The organism is Streptomyces virginiae, assembly GCF_040638905.1.
GTDB classification, from domain to species: domain Bacteria; phylum Actinomycetota; class Actinomycetes; order Streptomycetales; family Streptomycetaceae; genus Streptomyces; species Streptomyces virginiae_B.
In genome coordinates this window covers 84635-110470 of the sequence record NZ_JBEZYV010000024.1, presented here as the reverse complement: position 1 = coordinate 110470, position 25836 = coordinate 84635, and the positions used below count along the sequence as shown (strand labels likewise).

Genomic DNA, 25836 nt, shown 5'->3' with positions numbered 1-25836 from the left:
TACATTCCGAACCCGGAAGCTAAGCCTTTCAGCGCCGATGGTACTGCAGGGGGGACCCTGTGGGAGAGTAGGACGCCGCCGAACAATCATTGTGGGAAAGCCCCGCACCTTCTGGTGCGGGGCTTTTCTGCGTTCACGGGCCGGTCGGGTGACCCGGTGCCGGGGGTGGGCACGGCGGAACCGCTCCACATCCCTTTCCTCCGTAATGTGGGTGTATGGGCTACGACCTTGTCATCTTCGACAACGACGGCGTGCTGGTGGACAGCGAGCCGCTCGCCAGCAACGTCCTCGCCGGGTACCTCACCGAGCTGGGGCACCCGACCACCTACGAGGAGTCGGTCCGCGACTACATGGGGGCCGCCGTGCGCCGGGTGCACGAGCTCGTCCTCGAGCGGACCGGGCAGCGGCTGCCGGCGGACTTCGACGAGACACTGCACGCGCGGATCTGCGCCGCGTTCGAGCAGGAGCTGAAGCCCGTCCCCGGAGTGGAAGAGGTCCTCGGCGCGCTGACCGCCCACGGGATCGGGTACTGCCTGGTCTCCTCCAGCGGTCACGAGCGGATCCGTGTCGGGCACCGGGTGGCCGGCCTCGACGGGTGGTTCGAAGAAGAGTGGATCTTCAGCGCGGACGACGTGGGCCTCGGAAAGCCTGCGCCCGACCTCTACCTGCACGCCGCACGGCAGATGGGCGTCGAGCCCGCGCGGTGCGTCGTCATCGAGGACAGCCCCCGCGGGGTCCGGGCCGCCGTGTCCGCCGGGATGGACGTGTACGGGTACACGGCGCTGCTGCCCGCGGACGAGCTTCCCGGAGCCACCGGGTACTTCGGCGACATGATGCAGCTCCCGCTGCTCCTGCAACTCCCCGTGTGATCTCTCTACCCACGGGTAGCACCGGGGCCTACGCTGACCCGCCATGACTGATGATGTGCGGCTGCGCGGCGGCCGCGGCGCCCTGGGCTTCAGCTTCTTCGTTCAGGGCGTCACCTTCGCCCTGCTCGTCACCCGGATCCCGGCCATCCAGGACCGGTACGGGATATCCGACGGGCTGCTGCCCGTCTTCCTCGCCGCCGTCCCGGTCCTCGCGGGCGTGGCGAGCGTCGGCACCGAGCACCTGGTCAAACGGGTCGCGCCCAGTGTCGTACTGCGGTGGGCCCAGCCGGTGGTCCTGCTGTCCCTGCTCGGGGTGGGGGCGGGCGAGCGGCTGTGGCACGTGGCGGTGGCCCTCGGGGCGTTCGGGCTGTCGGTGGGGGCGCTGGACGCCTCGATGAACATGCTCGGGGTCAGCCTGCAGCGGGCGTACGGGCGCAGCATCATGCTGGGCTTCCACGCCGCGTACAGCCTGGGCGGGATCCTGGGGGCGTCGGCTGCCTGGTACGGGGCGCACGCGCACCTGGGCCTGTTCGTCGGCTACCTGCCGGCCGTGGCCGTGCTGTTGCCGCTGGTGCTCGTGGGGAGCCGGTCCTACGTGGACCGGGCGGGCCGCGCGGACCGGACCGGGCCGGAGGGCTTGCCGGAGAAGGGGCTGGGCGCCGGGGGGTTCGCGCTCCTGCTGCCGCTGTGCCTGGTGATGGCGTGCGCGTACATCGGGGACTCGACGGTCGCGAACTGGAGTGCCAAGTACCTCCAGGACGTGCTCGGGAGTTCGGAGCAGACGGCGACCGTCCCCTACAACGTCTACATGGTGACGACCCTCGTGGGGCGGGCCGTCGGGGACCTGGGCGTGCGGCGGTTGGGAGCCGTGGCCGTGGTGCGCGGCGGGGCGCTGCTCGCCGCCTGCGGGTTCGCCGTCGTGGCGGCCGCGCCGGGAGTGTGGACGGGGATGCTCGGTTTCACGCTGCTGGGGGTCGGGCTGTGCGTGATCGTGCCGCAGACCTTCGCGGCGGCGGGGCGGCTGTTCCCCGGGGCCTCCGACACGGCGGTCGCGCGGCTGAACATCTTCAACTACGTCGGGTTCCTGATCGGTTCGCCGCTCGTCGGCGCGATCGGCGACGCCTGGAGCTACCGGGGCGCGATGCTGGTGCCGATGGTCCTCGTGCTGATCACGCTGTTCCATGCCCGCTCGTTCGGGCCGCGGGACGCCCGATACGGTGTCGACCATGAGCGGCGAGCCGGTGACCGGGCTGTTGATGTGGGACGAGGCGGTAACGGGGTATGACTTCGGACCGGGCCATCCGATGGACCCGGTGCGCCTGGCGCTGACCATGGGCCTGGTGCGCGCCTTCGGTCTGGACCGGGCGATGGAGGTACGGGCGGCCCCCGCGGCCGGGGACTCGACGCTGAGGCTCGTCCACCGGGAGGACTACGTCGCCGCTGTGCGCGAGGTCTCGGCAGACCCCGGCGTCGCGGACGGTTCGTACGGGCTGGGCACGATGGACGATCCGGCCTTCCGGGGGATGCACGAGGCGTCCGCGCTGATCGCGGGGCAGTCCGTGGCGGGCGCGGAGGCGATCTGGCGCGGCGAGGCCGAGCACGCGGTGAACTTCGCCGGCGGGCTCCACCACGCCATGCCGGGCGGGGCGGCCGGGTTCTGCGTGTACAACGACGCGTCGCTGGCCATCGCCCGGCTGCTGGAGCTGGGGGCGGAGCGGGTCGCGTACGTGGACGTGGACGTCCATCACGGGGACGGAGTGCAGGCGGCCTTCTGGGACGACCCGCGGGTGCTGACCGTCTCGCTGCACGAGCATCCGCGGACGCTCTTCCCGCAGACCGGCTGGCCGGAGGAGACGGGCGGTCCGGCGGCGGAGGGTGCGGCGGTGAACGTGGCGCTGCCGGCCGGTACCGGGGACGAGGGGTGGCTGCGGGCGTTCCACGCGACGGTGCCGGAGCTGCTGGCGGACTTCCGGCCGCAGGTGCTGGTGACCCAGCACGGCGCCGACACGCACTTCGAGGACCCCCTCGCGCACCTGGCGGTGTCCCTGGACGCCCAGCGGGCCGTGCAGGAGGCCTGTCACGGGCTGGCGCACGAGTACGCGGACGGGCGGTGGCTGGCGCTGGGAGGCGGCGGGTACGCGGTGGTGGACGTCGTACCGCGGTCGTGGACGCATCTGGTGGCGATCGCCGCGCACCGGCCGGTGGACCCGCAGGCGGCGGTCCCCGCTTCGTGGCGCGAGGAGGTGTACGCGCGGACGCGGCAATGGGCGCCGGGGCGGATGACCGACGGGCGCAGTCCGTCGTGGCGGGACTGGGACGCGGGCTACGACCCGGCGGACCGCACGGATCAGGCCGTTCTCGCCACGCGACGGGCGGTCTTCCCGCTGCGCGGCATGCTGACTTGACCGCGGGGTGCCGGTGCGGTCCGTGATGCATCGTTACGCCAACTGTGGGGCTGTTCGCCGGAATTGATGCCCCGACATATGTGGTGGGGGAGCATCGGAGGGTGTTGAGCACCGGCGCGCTGCGTGCGCATCTGCTGGCCGCCCGGTTGGCCGGGCCCGTCGCCACCTCCCGGGAGGAGAGCCTGCGCAGTTACCGGCTGTTCGCGGCGCGGGACCCGCGGGTGCTGCTGGGGCTGGATCCCGAGGGGGGCTGGGGTGAGGGTGACCTGCTGGGGCTGATGGCGGACAAGTGCGGTGTCTCGGCGGATCCTTCGCACGTCAGCGGGCCGGACGTGATCGATCCGGAGCGGACGGTGGCCGCGCTGGAGGCGTTCGCGGGGCGGCTGCGGGAGGCGGCGAGGGCGCGGTCGCGCGTGCTGTTCGGGACGGGGCATCCGCATCGGCTCCTGGGCTTCTACGCCGGTTTGGCCGAGGCGATGTCGGCGGCGGGATGTGTTGTCCTCACACCGGCGCAGGGGGTGTGTGTCGACATGGCGACCCGGTTCGGCGTACGCACGCACTGCATCGACTACGTACGGGGGGTCGCGCTGGTGCGGGAACCCGGCGCGCGGGCGCCGGGTAGTGCGACCGGCGTGCACAGCCATTCACCCCTGCCGGTTCGGATGGCGCTGGGGGCCCTCGCGGAGGCCGGTGAGCCCCTCCCGGACCTGGTGGTGGGTGACCACGGATGGGTCTGCGGCGCAGGTCAGCTCGGCGTGGAGGCGATCGGGCTGGCCGACACGGACGATCCCGCTCTGTTCGTCGGGGAGGCCGAGGGGCGGGTCGCGGTGGCCGTTCCGCTTGATGATGCCGTGCGATCGGACTACTACCGTCCGCTTGCCCGGTACGTGTTGGGCCGGGCGTGTCTGACGGGATGACAGGAGTGGCCGCAGCTCCTCTTCCCCACTCGTATCACGCGCCCCTACTCTGGGGAGTGAGCGTGCGACGACGAGGAGTAACCGGAGGGGAAGCCGGTGCCCGTCATGCGCGGAAGGTCAAGGTGTGTCATGGCTGCTGGCGAGAGGCCTCTCAGTGAGGTTCAGTTCCTGACCGTGGCGGAGGTCGCCTCGGTGATGCGAGTGTCGAAGATGACCGTGTACCGGCTGGTGCACAACGGTCATCTGCCCGCAATCCGGGTGGGCCGGTCCTTCCGGGTCCCCGAGAACGCGGTCCACGAGTACCTCCGAGAGTCCTATGTGGGGGTGGAGTCGGCCTGAGACTGACGGGTCATGACGCCTTCGTAACCCCTGGGAAGCAGTCGGATTACGGGCTCGGAGCTTGGGCGGGTAGGCTAGGCCGACGTAGGTCGTGTGGGCCCAGACGCCCCGCACCAGTGAAGAGAAGTGAGCGAGGGTAGTCGTGGGCTCTGTTATCAAGAAGCGGCGCAAGCGGATGGCGAAGAAGAAGCACCGCAAGCTGCTCAAGCGCACCCGCGTCCAGCGCCGTAACAAGAAGTAAACGGCAGCTGTACGTGTTTCTCCGCAGCCCCTCCACCATCCTTGGTGGAGGGGCTGCGGTGCAGCCGGGTACTTCTTCGAGGGAGGCGCTGAGCTCGTGGGGAAGGTCGTACTCGTCACCGGGGCTGCCCGGCAGCTGGGCGGCCGCTTCGTGCGGCGCATCCAGCGCGACCCGGAGGTCGAGCGGGTGATCGCGGTGGACGCCGTGGCACCGCCGCACCGGCTGGGGTCGGCGGAGTTCGTGCGTACGGACATCCGGCAGTCGTCGATCGCCAGGGTCCTTGCCGAGCACGTGGTGGACACGGTGGTCCATCTGGCGGTCACCGGTGGCCGGCCGGTCGCGGGCGGCGCGCACAGCGCCGTCAAGGAGACCAACGTCATCGGGACGATGCAGCTCCTCGGCGCCTGCCAGAAGTCGCCGACGGTACGGCGGCTCGTGGTGAAGTCCAGTACCAGCGTGTACGGGGGCACCCCGCGGGATCCGGCCGTCTTCACGGAGACGACCCAGCCGAAGTCGCTGCCGTCGGGCGGCTTCGCCAAGGACGCCGCCGAGGTCGAGGGGTACGTACGGGGCTTCGCGCGCCGGCGGCCGGACGTCGCGGTGTGCGTGCTGCGGTTCGCGAACATCCTGGGGCCCTTCGCCGATTCGGCGCTCGCCGAGTACTTCTCGATGCCGGTGATGCCGACCGTGCTGGGCTACGACCCGCGGCTGCAGTTCGTGCACGAGGACGACGTGCTGGAGGTGCTGCGGCTGGCCGCGCGGGAGCCCCGGCGCGGGACGCTGAACAGCGGGACCTTCAACATCGCGGGTGACGGCGTGCTGCTGCTGTCGCAGTGCTCGCGGCGGCTGGGGCGGCCCACGCTGCCGCTGCTGCTGCCCGCGCTCACCTGGGTGGGGTCCGCGCTGCGGGCGGTCGGGGTCACCGACTTCTCGGCCGAGCAGACGAGGCTGCTCACGCACGGCCGGGTCGTGGAGACCACGCAGATGCGCGAGGTTCTCGGCTTCGAGCCGCTCTACACGACCACCGAGACCTTTGCGGACTTCGCGCGGAGCCGGGGCAACGGGCTGCTGCCGCCCGAGCGGGTCGGGCGGGCCGTGGACCGGGTGGCGGCCATCCTGGACGCGGGGGGCCCGCGGGACGACGTCGACACGGTTGAGGGAGCGAGACGATAGTGGCGGACGCCAAGGTCATTCCGTTCGACGAGGACCGGCCGCGCCGGCGGATGCCCCGCCGGGTGCGGTCGGTGCAGGCGGCCGAGCCGGTCGTGCAGGAGCCGCCGCCGATGGAGGTGCCGGCTCCCGCGCCGGAGCCGGAGGCGGCCCCGGTGGAGCGCGGTGACGTCTGGGACCGGCGGATCGCCGGCGGCCTGGCGTTCCTGCGCCGGCGGGTCACCGGGGAGTACGAGGTCGACGACTTCGGCTACGACAAGGAGCTGACGGACCAGGTCCTGATGTCCCTGATGCGGCCGCTGTACGACAAGTACTTCCGGGTCGAGGTCAAGGGCATCGAGAACATCCCGGCCGAGGGCGGCGCGCTGATCGTGGCGAACCACTCCGGGACGCTGCCGCTGGACGGGCTGATGCTCCAGGTGGCGGTGCACGACCAGCACCCGGCGGAGCGTCACCTGCGGCTGCTGGCGGCGGACCTGGTGTTCATGCTGCCGGTGGTCAACGAGCTGGCCCGCAAGGCGGGGCACACCCTGGCGTGCGCGGAGGACGCGCAGCGGCTGCTGGAGGCCGGGGAGCTGGTCGGCGTCATGCCGGAGGGCTTCAAGGGGATAGGGAAGCCGTTCGGGGACCGGTACAAGCTCCAGCGGTTCGGGCGCGGCGGGTTCGTGTCGACGGCGCTGCGGGCGGGCACGCCGATCGTGCCCTGCTCGATCGTAGGGGCGGAGGAGATCTACCCCATGGTCGGCAACGCGAAGACGCTGGCGCGGCTGCTGGGGATCCCGTACTTCCCGATCACGCCCACCTTCCCGTGGCTTGGGCCGCTGGGGGCGGTGCCGCTGCCGACGAAGTGGACGATCCAGTTCGGTGAGCCGATCCCGACCGACGGGTACGCCGCGGAGGCGGCGGAAGACCCGATGCTGATGTTCAACCTGACGGACCAGGTGCGGGAGCAGATCCAGCACACGCTCTACAAGCTGCTGGTGCAGCGCAGGTCGGTGTTCTTCTGACGGTGGTGGGCCGGGGCTGCACCGCCCGGCCCACCACCGTCTCCGCCGGCGTCCCTACTCCGCGTCCTCCGCGCCGAGGCCCAGGCCCGGGAGGAGACCCGGGAGCAGGGGCGGGAGGGTGATCTCCGGCTTCGGGTTCTCCGGGGTGCCGGCGGAGGGCTGTGCCGACTGCCCCGCGGGCGGGCTGAGCAGGTCGCCCGTACCGCCGAGGAGGCCGCCGTCGGCCGGTGGCCGCGTGCTGCCCGAGGGGGACGGCGCGGGGCTGTTGCCCGACGGCGTGCCCGCTGCCGGGCTGGACTGCTTGGCACCACCGGGCGTTTCCGGCTTGGCGGGGGACCCCGTCGAGCCGGTGCCGCCACGGGTCTGCTCGGGCGGCTTGGGGAGCAGGCCCTGGAGCGGTGCCACGTCTTCGTCTATGGCCTGGAAGACGGATTCCACTTCGCCGCCGACGTCGGTGAGCTGCACGGGCAGCTTCTCGCGCAGCTTGCCCCAGGCGTCGCGGTGGGAGCGGGAGAACGACGACAGCGTCTGGATCGGGCCGAGGGAGCCGTCCCGGTCGTACGCGGCCTGGAGGAGGCGGTGGCCTTCCTCCGCGTCGTGCTTGACGCCCGAGAGCGCCCGCCGGATCGCGCCCAGGGACTCGTGGTCCAGGGTGCCCGTCCGGCCGCGCTCCATCAGCCTGCGGGCCTCCGAGAGACGGTTGGAGGCCCGGTCGAGATAGAGCTCTCCGCGCTCGGCGTCGTCGTCGGCCATGCCCAGCTTCAAGTCCTCCATGCCCCGCTTCACGGGGTAGAGGTGGTCACCGGGCAGGGCGTCGGAACTGGCAGCGGCCACTCCGCTGAAGGCCCCCGCGGCCACACCCACGGTGAGGCCGCCCGCTGCGATGCCCTTGGACCAGCGGGAGCGGGGCCGCAATTTCCGGAGCGGGGTCGCCCGGTGGGCGCCGCGGCCGGTCCGCTGCTCGGGCATCAGAGGGTCCGAGGCGGCACCGCCCCCGGCCCTCTCCTCCAGCACCATGGCCTCCATGGCGGCAACGAGCTGCGCCCGCTGCACCACTTTGACCTCGGGGTCCAGCACTGGGCGCGGCATCCGTTCGCCGAGCACGCTCGCCAGGGCCAACAACCGGTCGTGGTCAGCAGGTTCGGCAGGTGCCTCGGACTGCTCGGCCGCCGGGTCCGGTTCCGAAAGGTCGGATGGGTTCCGATCCTCCAGGGCCTGGGCGAAGGCGTTCGCCCGCCGGTGCGGGGTCACGTTCGCGATCACTGGCGGCACCTCCTCTCGTCATGACGATCGACTCCCCAAGGTGTCCGGAAGGTTGCCTTCCTTGAGCACATCCACACTTTCGAGTGAGCGGCTTCAGGCAGGGCGTGTCCACAGGGAGCCTGCATTCCGCACAACGAGCGTCGCGGCAGTTGGGTTACGGACGAAGGATGATCGGACCACAGCGTCATCGAGGGGTCACCGGATGTGAGGTCGGTTGGTGTTGTCTGGACAGGTCCGTCAGCGGGCGTCTTCGGGGAGGAGGCGGGCCAGGGTGCGGACGGCCCGGTACTGGAGCGTCTTGATGGCGCCCTCGTTCTTCCCCATCACCCTGGCCGTCTCGGCGACCGAGAGGCCCTGCAGGAAGCGCAGGGTCACGCACTCCTGCTGCTGCGGATTCAGCTTCCGTACGGCTTCCAGCAGGGCCGCGTTGGAAAGGGACTCCAGGACGGAGTCCTCGGGACTGCGCTCCACCTCGTTGGCGTCGAGCATCTCCCCGGTGGTCACCTCCAGCCTGAAGCGGCTGGACTTGAAGTGGTCCGCCACCAGGTTGCGGGCGATCGTCACGAGCCAGGCGCCGAAGTCGCGGCCCTGCCAGGTGAAGGTGGAGATGCGGCGCAGGGCGCGAAGGAACGTCTCGCTGGTGAGGTCCTCCGCGGTCGCCTTGCCGCCGACGCGGTAGTAGATGTAGCGGTAGACCGTGTCGCTGTACTGGTCGTAGAGGCGGCCGAAGGCCTCGGCCTCTCCGGCCTGGGCGCGTTCGACCAGGTCCATCATGCGGGCCTGGTCGCTGTCCGCAAGGGGGCGGCGGGGGGCGGCCTGGGTGCTCGTGCCGGCTGCGCCGTTCGAGCCGCCGGCCGCCGAGCGGCCTCGTCTGCCCACCGTCGCCCCGCCGTCGGTCAGGGCGTAGCAGGGACCGGCCGGGCCGAGGCCGGCAGGAACCGCGGCGGCGAAGGCGGGGGCGGTGTACGCGGTGGGGACGAAGCCGCGCAGGTGGTCGAGGACCGTTGCGCGCAGCTGAGCCAGGCCCGAGGCGTCAACCCCGACAGGTGGGTACACGGGACTCCCAGAGGCAGAGCTTCCATCACGTGCAGTGCGGAACCGTTCACCCGTCGTGGCGACAGATGGCCGGTGGCATGCGTTTGAGGAGAATAACGCTTCGTACAGGCAGCGCTACACCCAGTTGCTCAAATCACCGGTTCCGACACTTCTGTTGCGTGTCGAGGGCATATTCGGTCGCGGTTGGTGATCGATTGTTGATCACTTGGGTGCGCGGAATGGACGCTTCAAAGGGGGCCCGCGACCGAGTCGGGCAGGGCGGAGTGCCGCGCCCGGGGCGCGGGTAGAGGTGAGCGAATGCCCGTGGCAGGGCGCGCGTGCGGCGCCGGCGTCCGGGGGTGCGGTGCGGGCGAGTTGTGGCCTGGTCCTGGGCCCGGAGCGGCTACTTGCGGCGTCGGTGCAGGGCGATGGCCGCGGCCGCGCCGCCCGCGATCGCGCCGACTCCGGCCGCCGCCGGGACGCCGACCTTCACGGCCTTGCGGCCGGTCCGATAGTCGCGCAGCCGCCAGTCGTTGGTCCGGGCATGCTTGCGCAGTTTTGTGTCGGGATTGATCGCGTACGGATGTCCGACCAGTGACAGCATCGGGATGTCGTTGTGCGAATCGCTGTAGGCGGCGCAGCGTTCGAGTTCGAGGCCCTCGGCGGCGGCGAGGGCGCGGACCGCCTCGGCCTTGGCGGGGCCGTGCAGCGGCTCGCCGACCAGGCGGCCGGTGTAGACGCCGTCGACTGACTCGGCGACGGTGCCCAGGGCGCCGGTCAGGCCCAGCCGCCGGGCGATGATCGTGGCCGTCTCCACCGGGGCGGCGGTGACCAGCCACACCTTCTGGCCGGCGTCGAGGTGGGCCTGGGCCAGGGCGCGGGTGCCCGGCCAGATCCGCTCGGCCATGTACTCGTCGTAGATCTCCTCGCCGATCGCCATCAGCTCGGAGACCTTGTGGCCCTTGACGATGGACAGGGCGCTGTCGCGGGCGTCCTGCATGTGCTCGGGGTCCTCGACCCCGGCGAGCCGGAACCAGGCCTGCTGCCAGGCGAAGCGGGCGAGTTCGCGGCGCCGGAAGAACTCGCGCTTGTAGAGGCCGCGGCCGAAGTGGAAGATCGCGGCGCCCTGCATGACGGTGTTGTCGAGGTCGAAGAAGGCGGCGGCGAGGTCGTCACCGGCCACGGGGAAGACGGGCTCGGCGGGGCCTTCTTCCGCTTGCCGTTCTTCGAGGAGGTCGAGGTCGGCTTCCTCGGCCTCGGCTTCGGTGAGCCGGTCGGCCCCGGCCTGCGCGGTCTTGCGGGCGGCTTCGGCCGAGGCCTCGCCTGCCAGCACGCTGCGTGCGGTGGCGGAGCGCCTGCGAGTGGGGAGCCATCCGAGAGCGGCCATGACGCGAGCATAGCCACTGTGTTCGGGAGTTCCCGAACCGGTGGGAAACGGAGGCGTTAACTCTTCGCGGCGCCACCGGGCGCGGCGGGCCGGCTCGTCCGAGCGGCCGGGCGGGACGCGCGGGGCGGCCGGGCGGGCGCGGGAGAATGGGGACATGAGCCCTTTGTTGCGCCGCAAAGAGAAGAAGAGCCCCGGCGAGCGGATGGTGACCCTCATCGGGAAGCCGGGGTGCCATCTGTGCGACGAGGCCGAGGAGGTCGTCGCGAAGGTGTGCGCCGAGACCGGTGCACAGTGGGAGAAGAAGGACATCTCGCAGGACGAGGAGCTCTACCGGCTCCACTGGGAGCAGATTCCGGTGGTCCTGGTTGACGGCGAACAGCACACCTTCTGGAGGGTGAACCCGGACCGCCTTCGGCGGGCGTTGGGTGGCTGACCCTCTTCCCGGTTACCATCATGGGCGATTTGTGGGGTCTGGGGGCGTATCTGTGAGGAGTGTGCACGGTTTTGCCCCCTTTGGTATTTGAACGGGTTCGGCGTGCCGTCGGTTCCGGGATTGCGTGCCGATGTCGCGTGACCCCGGTCACTTTGGCCGGACAAAGCGGACACAATCTTTGTGCACGCGTTCACAAAGGCATAGCCTGCTATCGACGGGGCGGTCCTGGGACAAGAGGCCGCCTGCAGCCCCGCTCATCCCGCAGGAGCATCGTGGCAACTGGCCGAACTCACCGACCGGCGACCCGCAGCCGAGGTATTCCCGAGGCCACTGTCGCCCGGCTTCCGCTGTACTTGCGTGCCCTGACCGCGCTCTCCGAGCGATCGGTCCCCACGGTGTCCTCCGAGGAGCTCGCGGCCGCGGCCGGAGTCAACTCCGCCAAGCTGCGCAAGGACTTCTCGTACCTGGGTTCCTACGGCACCCGCGGCGTCGGCTACGACGTCGAGTACCTCGTCTACCAGATCTCGCGTGAGCTCGGCCTGACCCAGGACTGGCCGGTCGTCATCGTCGGCATCGGTAACCTCGGCGCCGCCCTGGCCAACTACGGCGGCTTCTCCGCGCGCGGCTTCCGCGTCGCGGCCCTCATCGACGCCGACCCGGCGATGGCCGGCAAGCCGGTCGCCGGCATGTCCGTGCAGCACACCGACGACCTTGAGAAGATCATCGAGGAGAACGGTGTCTCGATCGGTGTCATCGCGACGCCCGCCGGCGCCGCACAGCAGGTCAGCGAGCGGCTGATCGCGGCCGGGGTCACCTCCATCCTGAACTTCGCCCCCACCGTGCTGTCCGTGCCCGACGGCGTGGACGTGCGCAAGGTCGACCTCTCCATCGAGCTTCAGATCCTCGCCTTCCACGAGCAGCGCAAGGCCGGCGAGGAGGCCGCCGCGGCCGCGTCCGAGCCGGGCTCCGTCGTGGGCGGCGCCGCACCCGCCGCGGCCGTCGTGCCGCCGGCCGGGCGCACCGCCGCCGAGGCGCGCAAGGGCGGCCCCGAGGGCGACGTCCCGGCGGTGATGCCGGCATGAGCCTGCTCGTCGTCGGGCTGAGCCACCGCAGCGCACCCGTGAGCGTGCTGGAGCGCGCCTCGCTGTCGGCCGACGCCAAGACCAAGCTGCTGCACGACACCCTCGCCGCCGAGCCGGCGACGGAGGCGACGGTGCTCGCCACGTGCAACCGCATCGAGCTGTACGCGGACGTGGACAAGTTCCACGCCGGCGTCGCCGAGCTGTCCACGCTGCTCGCCCAGCACAGCGGTGTCGCGCTGGAGGAGCTCACCCCGTACCTGTACGTCCACTACGAGGACCGGGCGGTGCACCACCTGTTCTCGGTGGCGTGCGGACTGGACTCGATGGTCGTGGGCGAGGGGCAGATCCTCGGTCAGATCAAGGACGCCCTCGCGCTGGGCCAGGAGCTGCACTCCGCCGGCCGGCTGATCAACGACCTGTTCCAGCAGGCGCTGCGGGCCGGCAAGCGGGCGCACTCGGAGACCGGGATCGACCGCGCCGGCCAGTCGCTGGTGACCTTCGGCCTGGAGCAGCTCGCGGTGCGCACGCCGGTCGGCGAGTGGGCCCACGGCAAGCGGGCCCTGGTGATCGGCGCCGGATCGATGTCCTCGCTCGCAGCGGCGACCCTCGCGCGGGTCGGCGTCGCCGAGGTCGTCGTGGCGAACCGGACCGCCGAGCGGGCGGAGCGGTTGGCGGAGATTCTGGTTGCCTCAGGCACGGGTGTGCGGGCTTCCGCCATCCCGATGGCCGAGGTCGCCGATGAGCTGACACGAGTCGACGTGGTGGTGTCCTGCACCGGGGCCACCGGGCTCGTGCTGACCGCCGACGACGTGCTCGCCGCCGTGTCCTGGGGCGCCGCCCCAGACCCCGCGCCTCAAACGCCGGCGAGGCTGGATTCGGCTGCCGCCACCGGTTCCGTGCAGGCGCCGCCGGGGCTGGACGCCGACGTGCTCGCCCGGCTGGTCGCCGCCGCCGAGGCCGGCGGACGGCTCGCCGACGCGGGCGCGGCACGGACCATCAGCGCGCCCGTGGACGCCGACGCCGACGGGTGCCCCGTGGGGCCCGACGGACGCTCCGCGCTGACCGGGGTCGACGCCAACTCCCTCGAACTGCACGGGACCTGGGCCGACCAGGGCGAGGCCGCCGCACAGCGGCAGCCCCGCAGGAGCGCCCGTACGCACACCGACGCGACCGCCGTCCGGCTCGCGCTGCTCGACCTGGCCATGCCCAGGGACATCGACGCGGCCGTGCACCGGATCCCCGGCGTGCGGCTCGTGGACATCGAGTCCCTCGCGGAAGCCTCCGCGGACGCCCCGATGGCGGCCGACGTCGACGCCGTGCGCGGCATCGTCTCCCAGGAGGTCGCCGCCTTCGGTGCGGCGCAGCGGGCCGCGCACATCACGCCCACCGTCGTCGCCCTGCGGGCCATGGCGGCCGAGGTCGTGGCCATGGAAGTGGCCCGCCTCGACGGACGGCTCCCCGACCTCGACGAGCGACAGCGCGCCGAAGTCACCCAGACCGTGCGCCGCGTCGTGGACAAGCTCCTCCACGCGCCGACCGTGCGCGTCAAGCAGCTCGCGAGCGAGCCCGGCGGCGCCGGGTACGCCGAAGCGCTGCGCGAACTCTTCGACCTCGACCCTCAGACGGTTGCTTCCGTCAGCCGGGCGGACGCGGCCGATCCGAAGAACGACGACGACCCAGGACGGGCATCATGAACACACGTCCCGACCAGCCGCTGCGGCTCGGTACGCGGCGGAGCAAGCTGGCCATGTCCCAGTCGGGGCACGTCGCCGACGCGGTCCGGGCGATCACCGGCCGGCCCGTCGAGCTCGTGGAGATCACGACGTACGGCGACGTCTCGCGCGAGCACCTCGCTCAGATCGGCGGGACCGGTGTGTTCGTCACCGCCCTGCGCGACGCGCTGCTGCGCGGCGAGGTCGACTTCGCCGTGCACTCGCTGAAGGACCTGCCGACAGCGCAGCCCGACGACCTCGTCATCGCGGCCATGCCGCGGCGCGAGGACGCCCGCGACGCGCTCGTCGCCCGCGACGGACTGACCTTCGAGCAGCTGCCCGACGGCGCCCGCATCGGTACCGGCTCGCCGCGGCGCACCGCCCAGCTCAACCACCTGGCGCGCTCGCAAGGCAAGCGGATCGAGACCGTCCCGATCCGCGGCAACGTCGACACCCGCATCGGATTCGTCCGCGACGGCGAACTCGACGCCGTCGTCCTGGCGGCCGCCGGCCTGAACCGGATCGGCCGCGGTGACGAGGCCACCGAGCTGCTGTCCGTCGACAGCATCCTCCCCGCCCCCGGCCAGGGAGCCCTGGCCGTGGAGTGCCCCGCGTCCTCCACGGACCTCATCGCCGCGCTCGGCCGGCTCGACGACCCGCACACCCGGGCCGCCGTGACCGCGGAGCGTTCTCTGCTCGCCGCCCTGGAGGCCGGCTGCAGCGCACCCGTGGGCGCGTTCGCCGACCTGCTGGCCGACGGACGGATTGTCAATGAAATGCGCCTGCGCGGCGTCGTCGGAACCCTCGACGGCTCGACGCTGGTGCAGCTGTCCACCACCGGTCCCGTGCCCCAGTCGTACGACGAGGCCATGGCGCTCGGCCGCGAACTCGCGGACGAGATGCTGGCCAAGGGCGCGGCCGGTCTGATGGGGGAGCGATCGCTTTGAACCCCTCAATTCCGACCACCTCCGCTTTTCCGGCCGTCGCCGCCCACGGACGCGTCACCTTCCTCGGTGCCGGCCCGGGCGACCCGGGTCTGCTGACGCTGCGCGCCGTCGAGGCGCTCGCCGCCGCGGACGTACTGATCGCGGAGCCCGAGGTGCTCGAGGTCGTACGGACGCATGCGCGCGCGGGTGTCGACACGCCGCAGCTGACGGTAGCTGACGAAGTGTCAGCAGCCGCCGGGGTCCCGGTGATCCGGGACGCGTCCAATCTTGTCATGGAGGCCGCACGCTCCGGCAGGCGGGTCGTGCGTGCCGTCACCGGCGACCCCGGACTGGACGGCAACGCCGCCGACGAGATGCTCGCGTGCGCCAACGAAGGAATCCCCTTCGAGGTGGTGCCCGGCGTCGCGACCGCCGTCGGCGTGCCCGCGTACGCCGGTGTTCCGCTGCGCGACAAGCAGGGCGCGGACGTCCGGTTCGTCGACGCGAAGACCGCCTCGGCGCGCTGCTGGAGCGAGGTCGGGACCAGCGACGGCACCCTCGTCGTCTCCGCGACCCTGGAGACCGTCTCGGCCGCCGCGGCCGAGCTGGTGAGCGCCGGGCGCAAGCCCGACACCCCGCTGACCGTGACGGTCTCCGGCACGACGACGCGGCAGCGGACCTGGTGCGCGACCCTGGGCACGATCGCCCAGGTGTTCAAGCAGGGCAAGGTGCTGCCCTCGCCCGAGGGCGCCCGCCCCGTCATATGCGTGGTCGGCGAGCACGGCGCCGCCGCGCGCCGCGAGGACCTGTCCTGGTTCGAGTCGAAGCCGCTGTTCGGCTGGCGCGTCCTCGTACCGCGGACCAAGGAACAGGCCGCTTCGCTCTCCGACCAGCTGCGTTCCTACGGCGCGGTGCCGCACGAGGTGCCGACCATCGCCGTGGAGCCGCCGCGCACCCCGCAGCAGATGGAACGCGCGGTGAAGGGCCTGGTGACGGGCCGCTACGAGTGGATCGCCTTCACCTCGGTCAACGCCGTGAAGGCCGTCCGCGAGAAGTTCGAGGAGTACGGGCTCGACGCCCGCGCCTTCGCGGGCATCAAGGTCGCCGCCGTCGGTGAGCAGACCGCGGCCGCGCTGGTGGAGTTCGGCGTCAAGCCCGACCTGGTGCCGAGCGGCGAGCAGTCCGCGGCCGGACTGCTGGAGGACTGGCCGCCGTACGACCCGGTCTTCGACCCGATCGACCGCGTCTTCCTGCCGCGGGCCGACATCGCCACGGAGACGCTGGTCGCCGGGCTGATCGAGCTCGGGTGGGAGGTCGACGACGTCACCGCCTACCGGACCGTGCGCGCGTCGCCGCCGCCGGCGGACACGCGCGAGGCGATCAAGGGCGGCGGCTTCGACGCCGTTCTCTTCACGTCCTCCTCGACCGTCCGCAACCTGGTCGGCATCGCGGGCAAGCCGCACAACGTGACGGTCATCGCGTGCATCGGGCCGGCGACGGCCAAGACCGCCGAGGAGCACGGCCTGCGGGTCGACGTCCTCTCCCCGGAGCCGTCGGTGTCGAAGCTGGCGGAGGCCCTCGCCGAGTACGGCGCGGCGCGCCGCGAGGCGGCCAAGGCTGCCGGCGAGACGGTGTTCCGCCCGAGCGAACGCCGCCCGGGCGCGCGCAGGCGTCGTACGACGTGAGCGGCTTAGGCGGCCGGACACGGCCTACGGTACGGGTGAGGGGCCCGGGTGCGGACGGATACCGCGCCCGGGCCCCTCGCGCGTAATCCCGTTGTGCGGCGGACTCCTGCCCGGAAAGGATCGCCGCCAGACGGAACGGGAACAAGGGGGAGCGGAATGGCGGACGGGGACGCGCAACTGGTGGCGGCGGTTCGGGCAGGGAACCTCCGGGAGGTCAACGCCCTGCTGTGGCCCGGGGGTAATCCCGACGCGGCCGACGAGGACGGCCTGCCGGTGCTGTGCACGGCGGTGGCCGCAGGCGAAGAGGAGATCGCCGAGGCCCTGCTGCGCGCCGGAGCCGATCCCGACGCGGTGGGCGCGGACGGCGCGCCCGTGCTGTGGACAACGGTAGCCGCGTTCGCCCACAGGCCCGTCGCAGCCCTCGTAACGGCAGGGGCCGACCCCCACCAGGTACTGCCGGACGGAACGACCCCGCTGCTGCGGGCCGTCGAGGGCGGCTCCCCGGCCACGGTCACGGCGCTGCTGTGGGGGCAGTACCTCCCGGCGCCGGAACTGCCCCTGGCGCAGCCGGTGCGCGAGCGGCTGCTCGCCGCGGCCCGCCACTGGTACGAGACGGGCGCGGAGGCGGAACTGCGCCGCCGCACCGGCGCCACCGGCCCGGCGAAGACCTCGACCGTCGACGACGACTGGCACGAGGTCGAGCAGATCACGCTTGGCGGGCGGACCGTCCGCGCCGGACACGGCGCCGTCCTGACCACCCTGGAGGCGGCCTTCGGCGTTCCGACCCCGCTGACGGAACTGGTGGCCCGCGCCGTCCGGCACCCCGACCCCGGCCACGTGGACTGGCGCGAGTCCAGCACCCGGCTGGGCAGACGCTCCGACGAGGAAGCCCGGGAACTGGTGACGTCCCTGCGGCATCATCCGTCCGCAGACCATCGGCGCTTCGCCGCCGACGTGCTGGGGTCCCGGCGGTACTTCCTGAAGGGCACGGCGTACCCGCACCACTCGGAAGACCGCGACTTCCTCGCCGCCTGGGCGGAGACGGAGACGGACGCCGTGGTCCTTGCCGAGGTGCTCCGGGCCCTCACCGAGCACGCCGAGGAACACCCCCGACTGGAGGCCATCGGCCTCCGGCACGCCGCCCACCCCGATCCGCTGGTGCGCCGGATGGTGTCCGACTGCCTCTGGTGGCCCGACCGGCACCTGAGGGTCGAGGCCGCTGCTGCGCTACGGGCCCTGACACACGATGCGGATGCCGAGGTGCGCTTCCAAGCCGCGCTGATCCTGGTCGGGGACGAACGCCAAGACCTGGACGGACCCCGGGCTGTCGTACGGGACCTGGTCCGCGACCCGCACAGCCCGATGCGCGGGGGAGCCGCCGAGGCCCTGGCCGAGTCCGACGACTGCACGGCCGACGCCACGGAGCTGCTGCTGTCTCTCCTGGACACCGACGACCGCATCCTGCGCCTGGTCGGAGCCTACGGCCTGGCCCGGCGGGACGACCCTCGCACCCCGGAGGCGTACGCGCGGGTGGAGGAGCTCGGCCCGATCCACCTGCCCGACCACCGGGCGAACGCGCTCGAAGACTGGCTCGGACGCAGTGAGGCGTTGCCCCACGGAGGGAACGGATGACGGAGGGGGACGCCGCATTGCGGCGGCGGTAAGGGCGGGCGATTCCGAGCCGGTACGCGACCTGCTCGGCGCGGGCGCCGCCCCGGCACGGTGGGGGACGACGGCCTGCCGGTGCTGTGCGCGGCGGTGGCGGCGTTCGCGTACGGGGTCGCCGAGGCACTGGTCGCGGCAGGCGCCGACCCGGACCAGCGACTGCCGGACGGCACGACCCCGCTCCTGCGGGCGATCGAGGCGTCCGAGGCTGCCTGCGCCACCGCTCGGGGCGCGGACCGCGCGCCGGAGATCACCGAGGACCAGGACGTCCGGCTCAGCGGCGCCTACGGCCTGGCCCTGCGCGACGACCCGCGCACGGCGGAGGCGTACGCGCGCGGGGGCCGACTCGATCGGCCGGAGTTCGAGCACGACCCCCGGGCGGACGGCCTGTGGCGCTGGAAGCTCAGGAACGCACCCAGCGGGTGAGGCCCGCCCAGGCGGTGGAGGCGAGGGTGAGGACGGGCCCGTCGGCGACCTTGGAGTCCCGCACGTGCACCTGTGCGGCGGGGCAGGCGGCGATCTCGACGCACTGCCCACCTTCGTCGCTGCTGTAGGAGGACTTCCGCCAGGCGAAGGCGGCCTCCAGGCACTGGCCGCCCTCGCTGCCGCTGTAGCTGGACTTGAACCACTTCAGTGGGGTGCTCATGTCTCTCCTAGCAGCCGGTCCAACAGGTCCTTCGTCTCGCCGAAGTTGAGGGCCTGTGACCGCAGCCTCGCATACTTCTGGGAGAGGATGCTGACCTCGTTCGGGTCCCTGACGAGGAAGCTACCGCGCTGGGTTTCCGAGTAGGCGAGGTGCTGGAACTCGGGTGTCTCCAGCAGGGTGAAGGCGCCGTCGAGACCTGCCTGGGCGGTGAGCCCGAGGGGCAGCACCTGAAGGGAGAGGGCCGGGCGGTCGGCGCAGGCGCGCAGGTGCCGGAGCTGCTCCCGGTGGACCTCGTCCCCGCCGATCCGGTCCCGCAGGGCCGCCTCCCAGATCACGAAGCTCAGGGTGGGCGGGACGGCGCGGCGCAGGATCTCCTGGCGCTTCATCCGGTGCGCGGTCTGCAGCTCTATCTTCTCCTCCCCGACGAAGGGGACGCGGCAGCCGAGGACGGCGCGGGCGTAGGCCTCGGTCTGGAGCAGCCCCGGAACGGTCAGGGTGTCGTACCACGACAGCGCCAAGGCCTCCGCCTCCCGCGCCATGTACTCCTCCGCCCAGGCCGGGACCATGTCCACCTCGGGGAGGCGGTTGGCCGCGACCGACAGGAGGCCGGGCAGTGCGAGAGCGCGGTCCATCTTCTCGGCGACGTTGGGCATCAAGGTGCGCCTGCCCTGCTCGATGGAGGCGATGGTCTCGACGTCCATGTGCAGCGCCTCCGCGAAGGCGCGCTGGGTCAGTCCTTTGGCGATGCGGGCGGAGGCGACCTGAGCCCCGACCATCTTCATCGCCGTCTCATTGGGCCGCGGCCTCTTGCGTACTGGCATGTCCGTTGAACTCCCCGCCTCGGCGCGCGAGATACCCGTCCCAACCCGTACTCCTCAAGGAGTACGGCTTGCTCGTCTCCTCCACGCTAGTCACGCAGGGCGACGATCGACGGGTGAACGTGGAAATCCAACCGGCCCTGCTGCGCGAGCGGTTCTATCCCCGCAGCCGCCAGACCGTGCGCCCTGCCAGGGAGTTCGCGGCAGAGACACTTCACGCGTGGGGTGTCACATGCCGCCACGACGACGTGTTGCTCTGCGTGAGCGAGCTGGCGACCAACGCCCTGCTGCACGGCGTCCCGCCCGGCCGCGGCTACCGGCTGCGGATGCTGCGCTACGAAGGGGCCGTACGGGTCGAGGTCCATGACAGCGGTGGCGGCCGGCCGCAGATCGCGGATCGCGACCCGGGCGCCGAGGGCGGGCGCGGGTTGCTGCTGGTGGCGGCGGTTGCGGACCGGTGGGGGACCGGGGCACGGGTACCGGGAAAGGTGGTGTGGTGCGAGTTCGTCGTCGGGGCGGGCGGGCCCGGGGTCGGGCTCTAGGCTTGTGGCGACTGCTGTCGAAGCTCGAAGAGGCGACTGAAGATGAGCGCGTACGGATCCTTCCCCGGTTCGCGGCCCCGCCGGCTGCGCACCACCCCGGCGATGCGGCGGATGGTCGCGGAGAACCGGCTGCACCCCTCGGACCTGATCCTCCCGGCGTTCGTGCGCGAGGGCATCAGCGAGCCCCTCGCCATCTCGGCCATGCCGGGCGTGGTCCAGCACACCCGGGACACCCTGCGGAAGGCGGCCGTGGAAGCGGTCGAGGCGGGCGTCGCGGGCATCATGCTCTTCGGCGTCCCGGCCGACGAGAACAAGGACGCGCTGGGTACGGCGGGCACCGAGCCGGACGGCATCCTGCAGGTCGCGATCCGCGACGTGAAGGCCGAGGTCGGCGACGACCTGGTGATCATGTCGGACCTGTGCCTCGACGAGTACACCGACCACGGCCACTGCGGCGTCCTCGACGAGCACGGCCGCGTCGACAACGACGCGACGCTGGAGCGCTACGCCGAGATGGCGCAGGTCCAGGCCGACGCTGGCGTCCACGTGGTCGGCCCCAGCGGCATGATGGACGGCCAGGTCGGCGTCATCCGCGACGCCCTCGACGAGACCGGGCACGAGGACGTCTCGATCCTCGCTTACACGGCGAAGTACACCTCCGCCTTCTACGGCCCCTTCCGCGAGGCCGTCGCCTCCTCCCTCCAGGGCGACCGCAAGACGTACCAGCAGGACCCGGCGAACGCCCGGGAGTCCCTGCGGGAGCTGGCCCTCGACCTGGAGGAGGGCGCCGACATGGTGATGGTCAAGCCGGCCGGTCCCTACCTCGACATCCTGTACCGGGTCGCGCAGGCGGTGGACGTACCGGTGGCGGCGTACCAGATCAGCGGCGAGTTCGCGATGATCGAGGCGGCTGCGGAGAAGGGCTGGATCGAGCGGGACCGGGCCATCCTGGAGACCCTGCTCGGCATCAAGCGCGCGGGCGCGGACACGATCCTCACCTACTGGGCGACCGAGGTCGCGGGCTGGCTGCGCGAGGCCCGCTGACGCTCCTTTCGTCCTACGGCCAGTCGACGAGGCCGTGGAAGACGATGAAGTCGAAGACGACGGCGGCCGGGGCGATCACGGCCGGCCACACCCTGGCGGCGGCATTGCCCCGCCGCCAGGGCAGCGCCCACGCGGAGAGCAGCACGACCAGGACCACCACCAGGCCGAACCCGAAGACGGGGAAGGCGAGGTTGTAGGAGTCGTCGAACCGGCCGCTCACCGCACCCCCGCAGGAGTCGCAGGCCATCGGAGCCAGCCCGACGAAGAAGAACGCGACGGCCGCCATCGGCAGCGTCAGCAGGGTCGAGACGAGCGGCGCGACGAACGCGCGCGGATGCCGGTCGGCGCCGCTGTCCGGGGCCGGGGCCGGGGCCGTGGTCGGGTTCATGCCTCCAGTGAACTCCGCGACAGAACGGCGAACATGAGTGCGCGTACTCAGGTGCGCGGCGCGGAGGTCTGTGAACCTCATAGGCATACGTGCGCACTTTGCACGTCGTACCGAGAGGTTCTGTATGCAGGCTGAACACCTGTCCGTTGCCGACCAGGCGTCCTGGGAAGGGGCGATCCGGCACCTGTACGAGGACGCGACCACCTTCAGTGCGACCGGTCCGCGCGCGCACGAGGACTGGCGGGCAGACGTGCTCGCCGTCATGGCGCGCGCCGTCCCCGACCCGCGCGGCTGGGCGGGGCTCGACGACACCGCGAACGAGCGCTCTCAGGAGCACCCGGACTTCCCTTTCTGCCGTCCGGCTTTCAGATCCGATCCGTCCCGCCCGCTCACCCCGGCCGACATCGCGGAACGGTTGCACGAGATCAACCGTGCGAGTGCCGAGAACCTTCTCCTTGCGCTCACCGACGGCGGCTGCACCCTGCGGAACCTCGAACGGTTCACCGAGAGCTTCGACGAGCTGCAGAACATGGCCCGCACCATCCTCGCCCGCTACGGGGACACGTTCACGTGCTACACCAACGTCACCGTCGGTGCGCGCAAGGACGACACGCTGGACTTTGGGGCGTCCCACTGGGGCTACATCCCGATGACCTTCTACTGGGAGGACGCCGGCCTGGTCATCGTCTCCGACACAGAGGTCGGGTTGTTCTGGACCTTCGCCTGCTGAGCCGAGAGGAGGAATCCATGCAGACACGATCCACCGATGCCGCCACCTGGGAAGCAGCTCTGCTGCGGCTCCTGGAGGAGGTCTACACCTTCGCTTGGAGCGGGCCTCGGTTGCACGAGGACTGGGCCGAGGACGTCTGCGCCGTCATGGAGCGGTCGGTCGCCGACCCACGGGGGTGGGCCGTCCTGGAAACGCACACGCACACGGTGGTACGGGAGAGCGGCTATCCCTCTTATCCATTCCATGCGCTGACTGCCGAGGAATTGCGGGCCGGGCTCCGGCCGATCACGGCCGGCGCCGCCGTCGAGCTGCTTGCCTCGCTCGCGCAGGAATGGTTTTTCGAGAGCAACCCGGTCCGGTTGAGGGAAGACCGGGACATGGTGCTGGCGGACGCCCGGACCCTGCTGGACCGCTTCGGCCCGGACGCGGCGTTCTGGACCTCTTCCCGCCTCGCCCGTACTAGCGACGCGCCCGACTTCCTGGCACAGGACCTCAGAAGCGGCCACCCCTTCACCGGCTACATGATGGACCTCGGCCTGATCGCGGTGTCCGCCGACGAGGTCGGAGTCTTCTGGTCGTTCAACGCGCTGTGAGCGCGGGGCGGTGGATCGGCCGCTACGCGCTCCTCGACGACCGCGTCTGCCTCTCATCTGAGCTGACATGGGCAGACCGGGCGGGCGGAAGGCTGATTCATCGGCCGGTTCGGAAGGCGCGGGCGAGCCGGCCGGAAGCCTGAGTAGCGCAGCTTCCCGTGAGACCGAGTCGGCCACCCGCAGCTCCCCGGCTTGCAGCAAGAACCCTTCGGGCGTCGACGTGTCAAGTACGCATGTGGGCCTGGGAGGTTCACGCCGTCTCTGGCCGACACGCCTGAGTACGCGCACTCAGGCGTGCAGTTCGACAATATGCGAACCTCATAGGCAGTACGTACGAATTCGGCACGGCAGTGCTGGCGAGGGGTGGACATGCAGGACAGCGATCTGAGGGTTTCGGAGGACGGCCTCACCCGGCTCGCTGACGACCTGGACCAGATGCAGGGCCATCTGGAACGGCAGATCCGCGACATGGACCGGGTGGTCGACAGCATCGCGGCCGGCTGGCAGGGTCCCACGGCTACGGCCTACCGCTCCTTGCATCGGGGAGCGGCAGAGGACGCCGTGCGGATCCGGCAGGTGCTCGCCCTCCTCGAAGAGGCCACCCGGGCTGCTCGTGACGGCTTCACAGCCCAGGAACTGGAGATCTTGGCCGCGTTCAAGCGTGTACAGAGCCAGGAGGACGTGGCGGCGTCTGCCGAGGAATTGACCGTGCCCGACCAGGCTCCAGCGGCTCCGCAGAGCCGTCTGCAGGACATCTGAGAGCAGCGAGGAACAGCCCCACCATGTCGGACGACGACCGCATAACCGTCGATTTCGCCACCTTGCAGCGCCTTTCCGGCGACCTGGAGGAGATCCTCAAGAACCTCAACGAGAAGCTCGACCTGCTCTACGAGCGCACCAAGAAGGCCGTTCTGAGCTGGGACGGCGAGGCACGGCAGGCCTTCATCGACGAGCTCGACAAATGGGATCGCTCGGCCCAGGACCTCAAGGCCGCACAAGCCTGGCTCCACGAGGTCGTGGTCAAGGGACACCTCAACTACGCGGCGGCGAACAAATCCGTGCTCCAGGGTTGGGGAGGCGGCGCCTGATGGCCGGCCCCACCCCGGGCCCCACCCCGGCGCAGCCGCCTGCCGGAGGCGGCAACATCGACGTCAAGCCGTCGAGCCTGTGGACCGTCTCCGGCCGGGTCGCCGGTCAGCAGGACCCCATGATGCGAGGTGGGAACACACTCGTGCAGGAGCTGCAGAAGTACCCGGACGCCGGTGGGGCGGGCACCAGCGCCGAGAAGTTCGCACAGGCCTACAAGAAGATAGGCAACCGCTGGCTGGAGGTGTTGGGCAAGAGCGTGGTCAGCATCGGTGGTGTCGCCGTCGGCTTCACGGAGACCGCCAACGCCTACACCAAGGCCGATGCGGCGGCCCATCCCAAGCCCGGGAAGGCCGCGGAGCAGCGCCCCCTGCCCACGGTCATCGACAAGGACCCCAAGTTCGCCAGCGTCCCCGACATCAAGTGGGGTGACAACGACGGCGGAGACGACCTGATCCGCGGGGCGATGGAGGGCATACCGGAGATCGTCCGGGATGTTCTGCAGCCCGCCGCGAAGAACATCTTCCGCGTCGGCAAAGTGGCGGACGTCTACCCCTTCCCGCAGCAGCACTACCTCAACTCGCACTGCCACAGCTGGATGAACGCCTCGACCGTCCCGGGCAACACGGCGGCCGAGCTGACGAGCATCATCGGCACCATCACCAACCACGGCCGGGCCGACTGGGAAGCCGCCATGCGGACGTTCTGCAGTGCGCTGTGGGGTGCGACGGCCTGGGGGCAGTCCGGTCCGTCCCGGCACGGCTACCAGTGGGCGCACACCACCGGCCCGCACGGGGCACAGGTGGCCACGGGCAGTCAGCCGGTGATGGCCGTCCTGGCCGACGTGGCGATCAAGATCAGCGACTGTCTGCGCGAGTATGCGGAAGCCGCCGTCGAGCTGAACCACGACGTCTTCGAAGAGCTCAAGCGGGCCATGAAGAAGGCCGCCATGAGCATCATCGACGACCTGGAGAAGGCCAAGGAGAAGCCCAGTCTCAAGACCATCGCCGGCGCCGTCACCAGCGTGGCCAGCGGGGCGGGTGGCGCCGTCGGGCTCCTTCTGAAGTTCGACGTCAACACGGTCCTGAACCTGGACAAGGCCAAGCTCAACCGGATCGTGGACGAGTACACCGGCATCGTGGACGGCCTCACCACGCGCATGGAGGCGCTCCAGAAGGTCCTGGACGAAGCGCACATGAGCACCCCGAAGTTCGAGGCCGGCGTCGCCCGCGCCCACGGATTCGGCTCCCGGTCGCTCAACGACTTCAAGCACGAGCAGCAGTGGACCGTTCCGGGCTCGAACGGCAACGTGGCCTTCGACCTGGCCGCCAACGAGTACCTCGGCGGTGGTCACACCCTGGACAAGCACGTGGGCAAGACCGACGAGCAGCTCGCGCAGCGCTTGCGCGACCAATCCGAATCGGCAGCTTCGTGGCCCGAGGGCAGGAGACCCACCATCGGTGGTTCGTCAAGTTTCAAGACGATCGGGGACGCGCAGCGGCTTACCGAGCAGAACCTCAGGATGAAGCAGTCCGAGATCGATGCCTGGCTCGCCTCCAACCCCCAGGACGGCCAGAACAAGCCCTTCGTGAGCGAGATGCCCAACGGTGAGGTCAGCGGCACCTACGTCTCCAAGCAGCAAATGGACAACCAGGACGGGTCCCCTGGCAAGATTGCCGGGACGGGCTACAAGGACCACGGCCTCAAGGCGCCGGCGGTCGACGTCACATGGGTCAAGACCGTCCTCAAGTACGATTCCAGACTCGATCCGCCGTACGTCATCTACACCTCGATGCCCGCGCCCCGACCGAAAGACCTCCCGGCACCCTGATGAATTCCCTGGACAGCACCGC

At 71.1% G+C, this 25836-nt stretch carries 28 protein-coding genes and 1 rRNA gene; 23 read left to right on the top strand and 6 right to left on the bottom strand.

All coding sequences use genetic code 11. From position 1 onward, the window contains the following. The 9 genes from rrf to AB0F82_RS27405 all read left to right on the top strand — a co-directional run. Positions 1-84 (top strand): 5S ribosomal RNA (gene rrf / locus AB0F82_RS27445); the annotation flags it as partial. Positions 85-215: 131 nt separating this feature from the next. Next, positions 216-869 carry an HAD family hydrolase gene (locus AB0F82_RS27440; RefSeq protein WP_356815731.1) on the top strand — a complete coding sequence of 218 codons (654 nt, stop codon included), beginning with the start codon at positions 216-218 and terminating at the stop codon, positions 867-869. Between the two features lie 43 nt (positions 870-912). After that, positions 913-2154, top strand: a complete 1242-nt coding sequence (locus tag AB0F82_RS27435; RefSeq protein ID WP_362632113.1) for an MFS transporter — start codon at positions 913-915, stop codon at positions 2152-2154. After that, positions 2126-3274, top strand: coding sequence for an acetoin utilization protein AcuC (locus AB0F82_RS27430; protein WP_362632125.1), 1149 nt, complete (start codon positions 2126-2128; stop codon positions 3272-3274). The genes AB0F82_RS27435 and AB0F82_RS27430 overlap by 29 nt, the downstream gene beginning before the upstream one ends. Before the next feature lie 101 nt (positions 3275-3375). Beyond that, a complete protein-coding gene (locus AB0F82_RS27425; protein WP_362632123.1) occupies positions 3376-4191 on the top strand; it encodes a phosphatase in 816 nt (271 codons plus the stop codon). Between the two features lie 129 nt (positions 4192-4320). Continuing rightward, positions 4321-4530: a helix-turn-helix domain-containing protein gene (locus tag AB0F82_RS27420; RefSeq protein ID WP_008738568.1), complete on the top strand. Its 210-nt coding sequence runs from the start codon at positions 4321-4323 to the stop codon at positions 4528-4530. Between the two features lie 142 nt (positions 4531-4672). Beyond that, positions 4673-4771, top strand: a complete 99-nt coding sequence (locus AB0F82_RS27415) for a 30S ribosomal protein bS22 (RefSeq protein ID WP_003948845.1) — start codon at positions 4673-4675, stop codon at positions 4769-4771. Between the two features lie 96 nt (positions 4772-4867). Then, positions 4868-5944, top strand: coding sequence for an NAD-dependent epimerase/dehydratase family protein (locus AB0F82_RS27410; protein ID WP_362632112.1), 1077 nt, complete (start codon positions 4868-4870; stop codon positions 5942-5944). Continuing rightward, entirely contained in the window at positions 5944-6948 is a 1005-nt protein-coding gene (locus AB0F82_RS27405) for a lysophospholipid acyltransferase family protein (RefSeq protein ID WP_362632111.1), read from the top strand. The genes AB0F82_RS27410 and AB0F82_RS27405 overlap by 1 nt, the downstream gene beginning before the upstream one ends. Positions 6949-7002: 54 nt before the next feature. On the opposite strand, the gene AB0F82_RS27400 is transcribed toward AB0F82_RS27405, so the two are convergent. The 3 genes from AB0F82_RS27400 to AB0F82_RS27390 form a co-directional block, all read right to left on the bottom strand. After that, entirely contained in the window at positions 7003-8211 is a 1209-nt protein-coding gene (locus AB0F82_RS27400) for a DUF5667 domain-containing protein (RefSeq protein WP_356815738.1), read from the bottom strand. 237 nt (positions 8212-8448) lie between these two features. Further along, positions 8449-9267 carry an ECF subfamily RNA polymerase sigma factor, BldN family gene (locus AB0F82_RS27395; RefSeq protein WP_030833467.1) on the bottom strand — a complete coding sequence of 273 codons (819 nt, stop codon included), beginning with the start codon at positions 9265-9267 and terminating at the stop codon, positions 8449-8451. 382 nt (positions 9268-9649) lie between these two features. Continuing rightward, positions 9650-10633: an HAD family hydrolase gene (locus tag AB0F82_RS27390; protein WP_362632109.1), complete on the bottom strand. Its 984-nt coding sequence runs from the start codon at positions 10631-10633 to the stop codon at positions 9650-9652. 154 nt (positions 10634-10787) lie between these two features. On the opposite strand from AB0F82_RS27390, the gene AB0F82_RS27385 reads away from it, so the two are divergent. From AB0F82_RS27385 to AB0F82_RS27355, 7 genes are all read left to right on the top strand, one after another. Further along, entirely contained in the window at positions 10788-11066 is a 279-nt protein-coding gene (locus AB0F82_RS27385) for a glutaredoxin family protein (RefSeq protein WP_031155320.1), read from the top strand. Between the two features lie 272 nt (positions 11067-11338). Further along, positions 11339-12148: a redox-sensing transcriptional repressor Rex gene (locus AB0F82_RS27380; RefSeq protein WP_362632107.1), complete on the top strand. Its 810-nt coding sequence runs from the start codon at positions 11339-11341 to the stop codon at positions 12146-12148. Further along, positions 12145-13842: a glutamyl-tRNA reductase gene (locus AB0F82_RS27375; protein WP_356815475.1), complete on the top strand. Its 1698-nt coding sequence runs from the start codon at positions 12145-12147 to the stop codon at positions 13840-13842. Before AB0F82_RS27380 ends, AB0F82_RS27375 begins: the two co-directional genes overlap by 4 nt. Next, positions 13839-14807 carry a hydroxymethylbilane synthase gene (gene hemC / locus AB0F82_RS27370; protein ID WP_362632105.1) on the top strand — a complete coding sequence of 323 codons (969 nt, stop codon included), beginning with the start codon at positions 13839-13841 and terminating at the stop codon, positions 14805-14807. The genes AB0F82_RS27375 and hemC overlap by 4 nt, the downstream gene beginning before the upstream one ends. Further along, positions 14804-16471, top strand: coding sequence for a bifunctional uroporphyrinogen-III C-methyltransferase/uroporphyrinogen-III synthase (locus tag AB0F82_RS27365; RefSeq protein ID WP_356815471.1), 1668 nt, complete (start codon positions 14804-14806; stop codon positions 16469-16471). Before hemC ends, AB0F82_RS27365 begins: the two co-directional genes overlap by 4 nt. 156 nt (positions 16472-16627) lie before the next feature. Beyond that, positions 16628-18103 (top strand): ankyrin repeat domain-containing protein, encoded by a 1476-nt coding sequence (locus AB0F82_RS27360; RefSeq protein ID WP_362632103.1) that lies wholly within the window; start codon positions 16628-16630, stop codon positions 18101-18103. A 90-nt stretch (positions 18104-18193) separates the two neighbouring features. Next, on the top strand, positions 18194-18562 hold the full coding sequence (locus tag AB0F82_RS27355) for a hypothetical protein (RefSeq protein ID WP_362632101.1): 369 nt from the start codon (positions 18194-18196) through the stop codon (positions 18560-18562). Here AB0F82_RS27355 and AB0F82_RS27350 read toward each other — a convergent pair. Next, the gene (locus tag AB0F82_RS27350) at positions 18540-18782 is read right to left on the bottom strand and encodes a DUF397 domain-containing protein (RefSeq protein WP_362632098.1); all 243 of its coding nucleotides are present in this window, start codon (positions 18780-18782) and stop codon (positions 18540-18542) included. The genes AB0F82_RS27355 and AB0F82_RS27350 overlap by 23 nt on opposite strands. Continuing rightward, a complete protein-coding gene (locus tag AB0F82_RS27345) occupies positions 18779-19564 on the bottom strand; it encodes a helix-turn-helix domain-containing protein (protein WP_362632096.1) in 786 nt (261 codons plus the stop codon). Before AB0F82_RS27345 ends, AB0F82_RS27350 begins: the two co-directional genes overlap by 4 nt. A 152-nt stretch (positions 19565-19716) precedes the next feature. Here AB0F82_RS27345 and AB0F82_RS27340 point away from each other — a divergent pair, with 152 nt between their 5' ends. Next, positions 19717-20142, top strand: coding sequence for an ATP-binding protein (locus AB0F82_RS27340; protein WP_362632095.1), 426 nt, complete (start codon positions 19717-19719; stop codon positions 20140-20142). Positions 20143-20184: 42 nt separating this feature from the next. Continuing rightward, positions 20185-21186, top strand: a complete 1002-nt coding sequence (hemB, locus tag AB0F82_RS27335) for a porphobilinogen synthase (RefSeq protein ID WP_031155334.1) — start codon at positions 20185-20187, stop codon at positions 21184-21186. A gap of 13 nt (positions 21187-21199) precedes the next feature. Here hemB and AB0F82_RS27330 read toward each other — a convergent pair whose 3' ends face one another. Beyond that, a complete protein-coding gene (locus AB0F82_RS27330; protein WP_362632093.1) occupies positions 21200-21574 on the bottom strand; it encodes a hypothetical protein in 375 nt (124 codons plus the stop codon). 124 nt (positions 21575-21698) lie between these two features. On the opposite strand from AB0F82_RS27330, the gene AB0F82_RS27325 reads away from it, so the two are divergent. The 5 genes from AB0F82_RS27325 (at position 21699) to AB0F82_RS27305 (ending at position 25814) form a co-directional block, all read left to right on the top strand. Continuing rightward, positions 21699-22304 (top strand): hypothetical protein, encoded by a 606-nt coding sequence (locus tag AB0F82_RS27325; RefSeq protein WP_362632091.1) that lies wholly within the window; start codon positions 21699-21701, stop codon positions 22302-22304. A 17-nt stretch (positions 22305-22321) separates the two neighbouring features. Beyond that, entirely contained in the window at positions 22322-22897 is a 576-nt protein-coding gene (locus tag AB0F82_RS27320) for a hypothetical protein (protein WP_362632089.1), read from the top strand. Positions 22898-23266: 369 nt separating this feature from the next. After that, positions 23267-23656: a WXG100 family type VII secretion target gene (locus AB0F82_RS27315; RefSeq protein WP_030965254.1), complete on the top strand. Its 390-nt coding sequence runs from the start codon at positions 23267-23269 to the stop codon at positions 23654-23656. Between the two features lie 23 nt (positions 23657-23679). Next, a complete protein-coding gene (locus tag AB0F82_RS27310) occupies positions 23680-23985 on the top strand; it encodes a WXG100 family type VII secretion target (protein WP_030027030.1) in 306 nt (101 codons plus the stop codon). Further along, on the top strand, positions 23985-25814 hold the full coding sequence (locus AB0F82_RS27305) for an RNase A-like domain-containing protein (RefSeq protein WP_362632086.1): 1830 nt from the start codon (positions 23985-23987) through the stop codon (positions 25812-25814). Before AB0F82_RS27310 ends, AB0F82_RS27305 begins: the two co-directional genes overlap by 1 nt. Positions 25815-25836 lie beyond the last annotated feature (22 nt).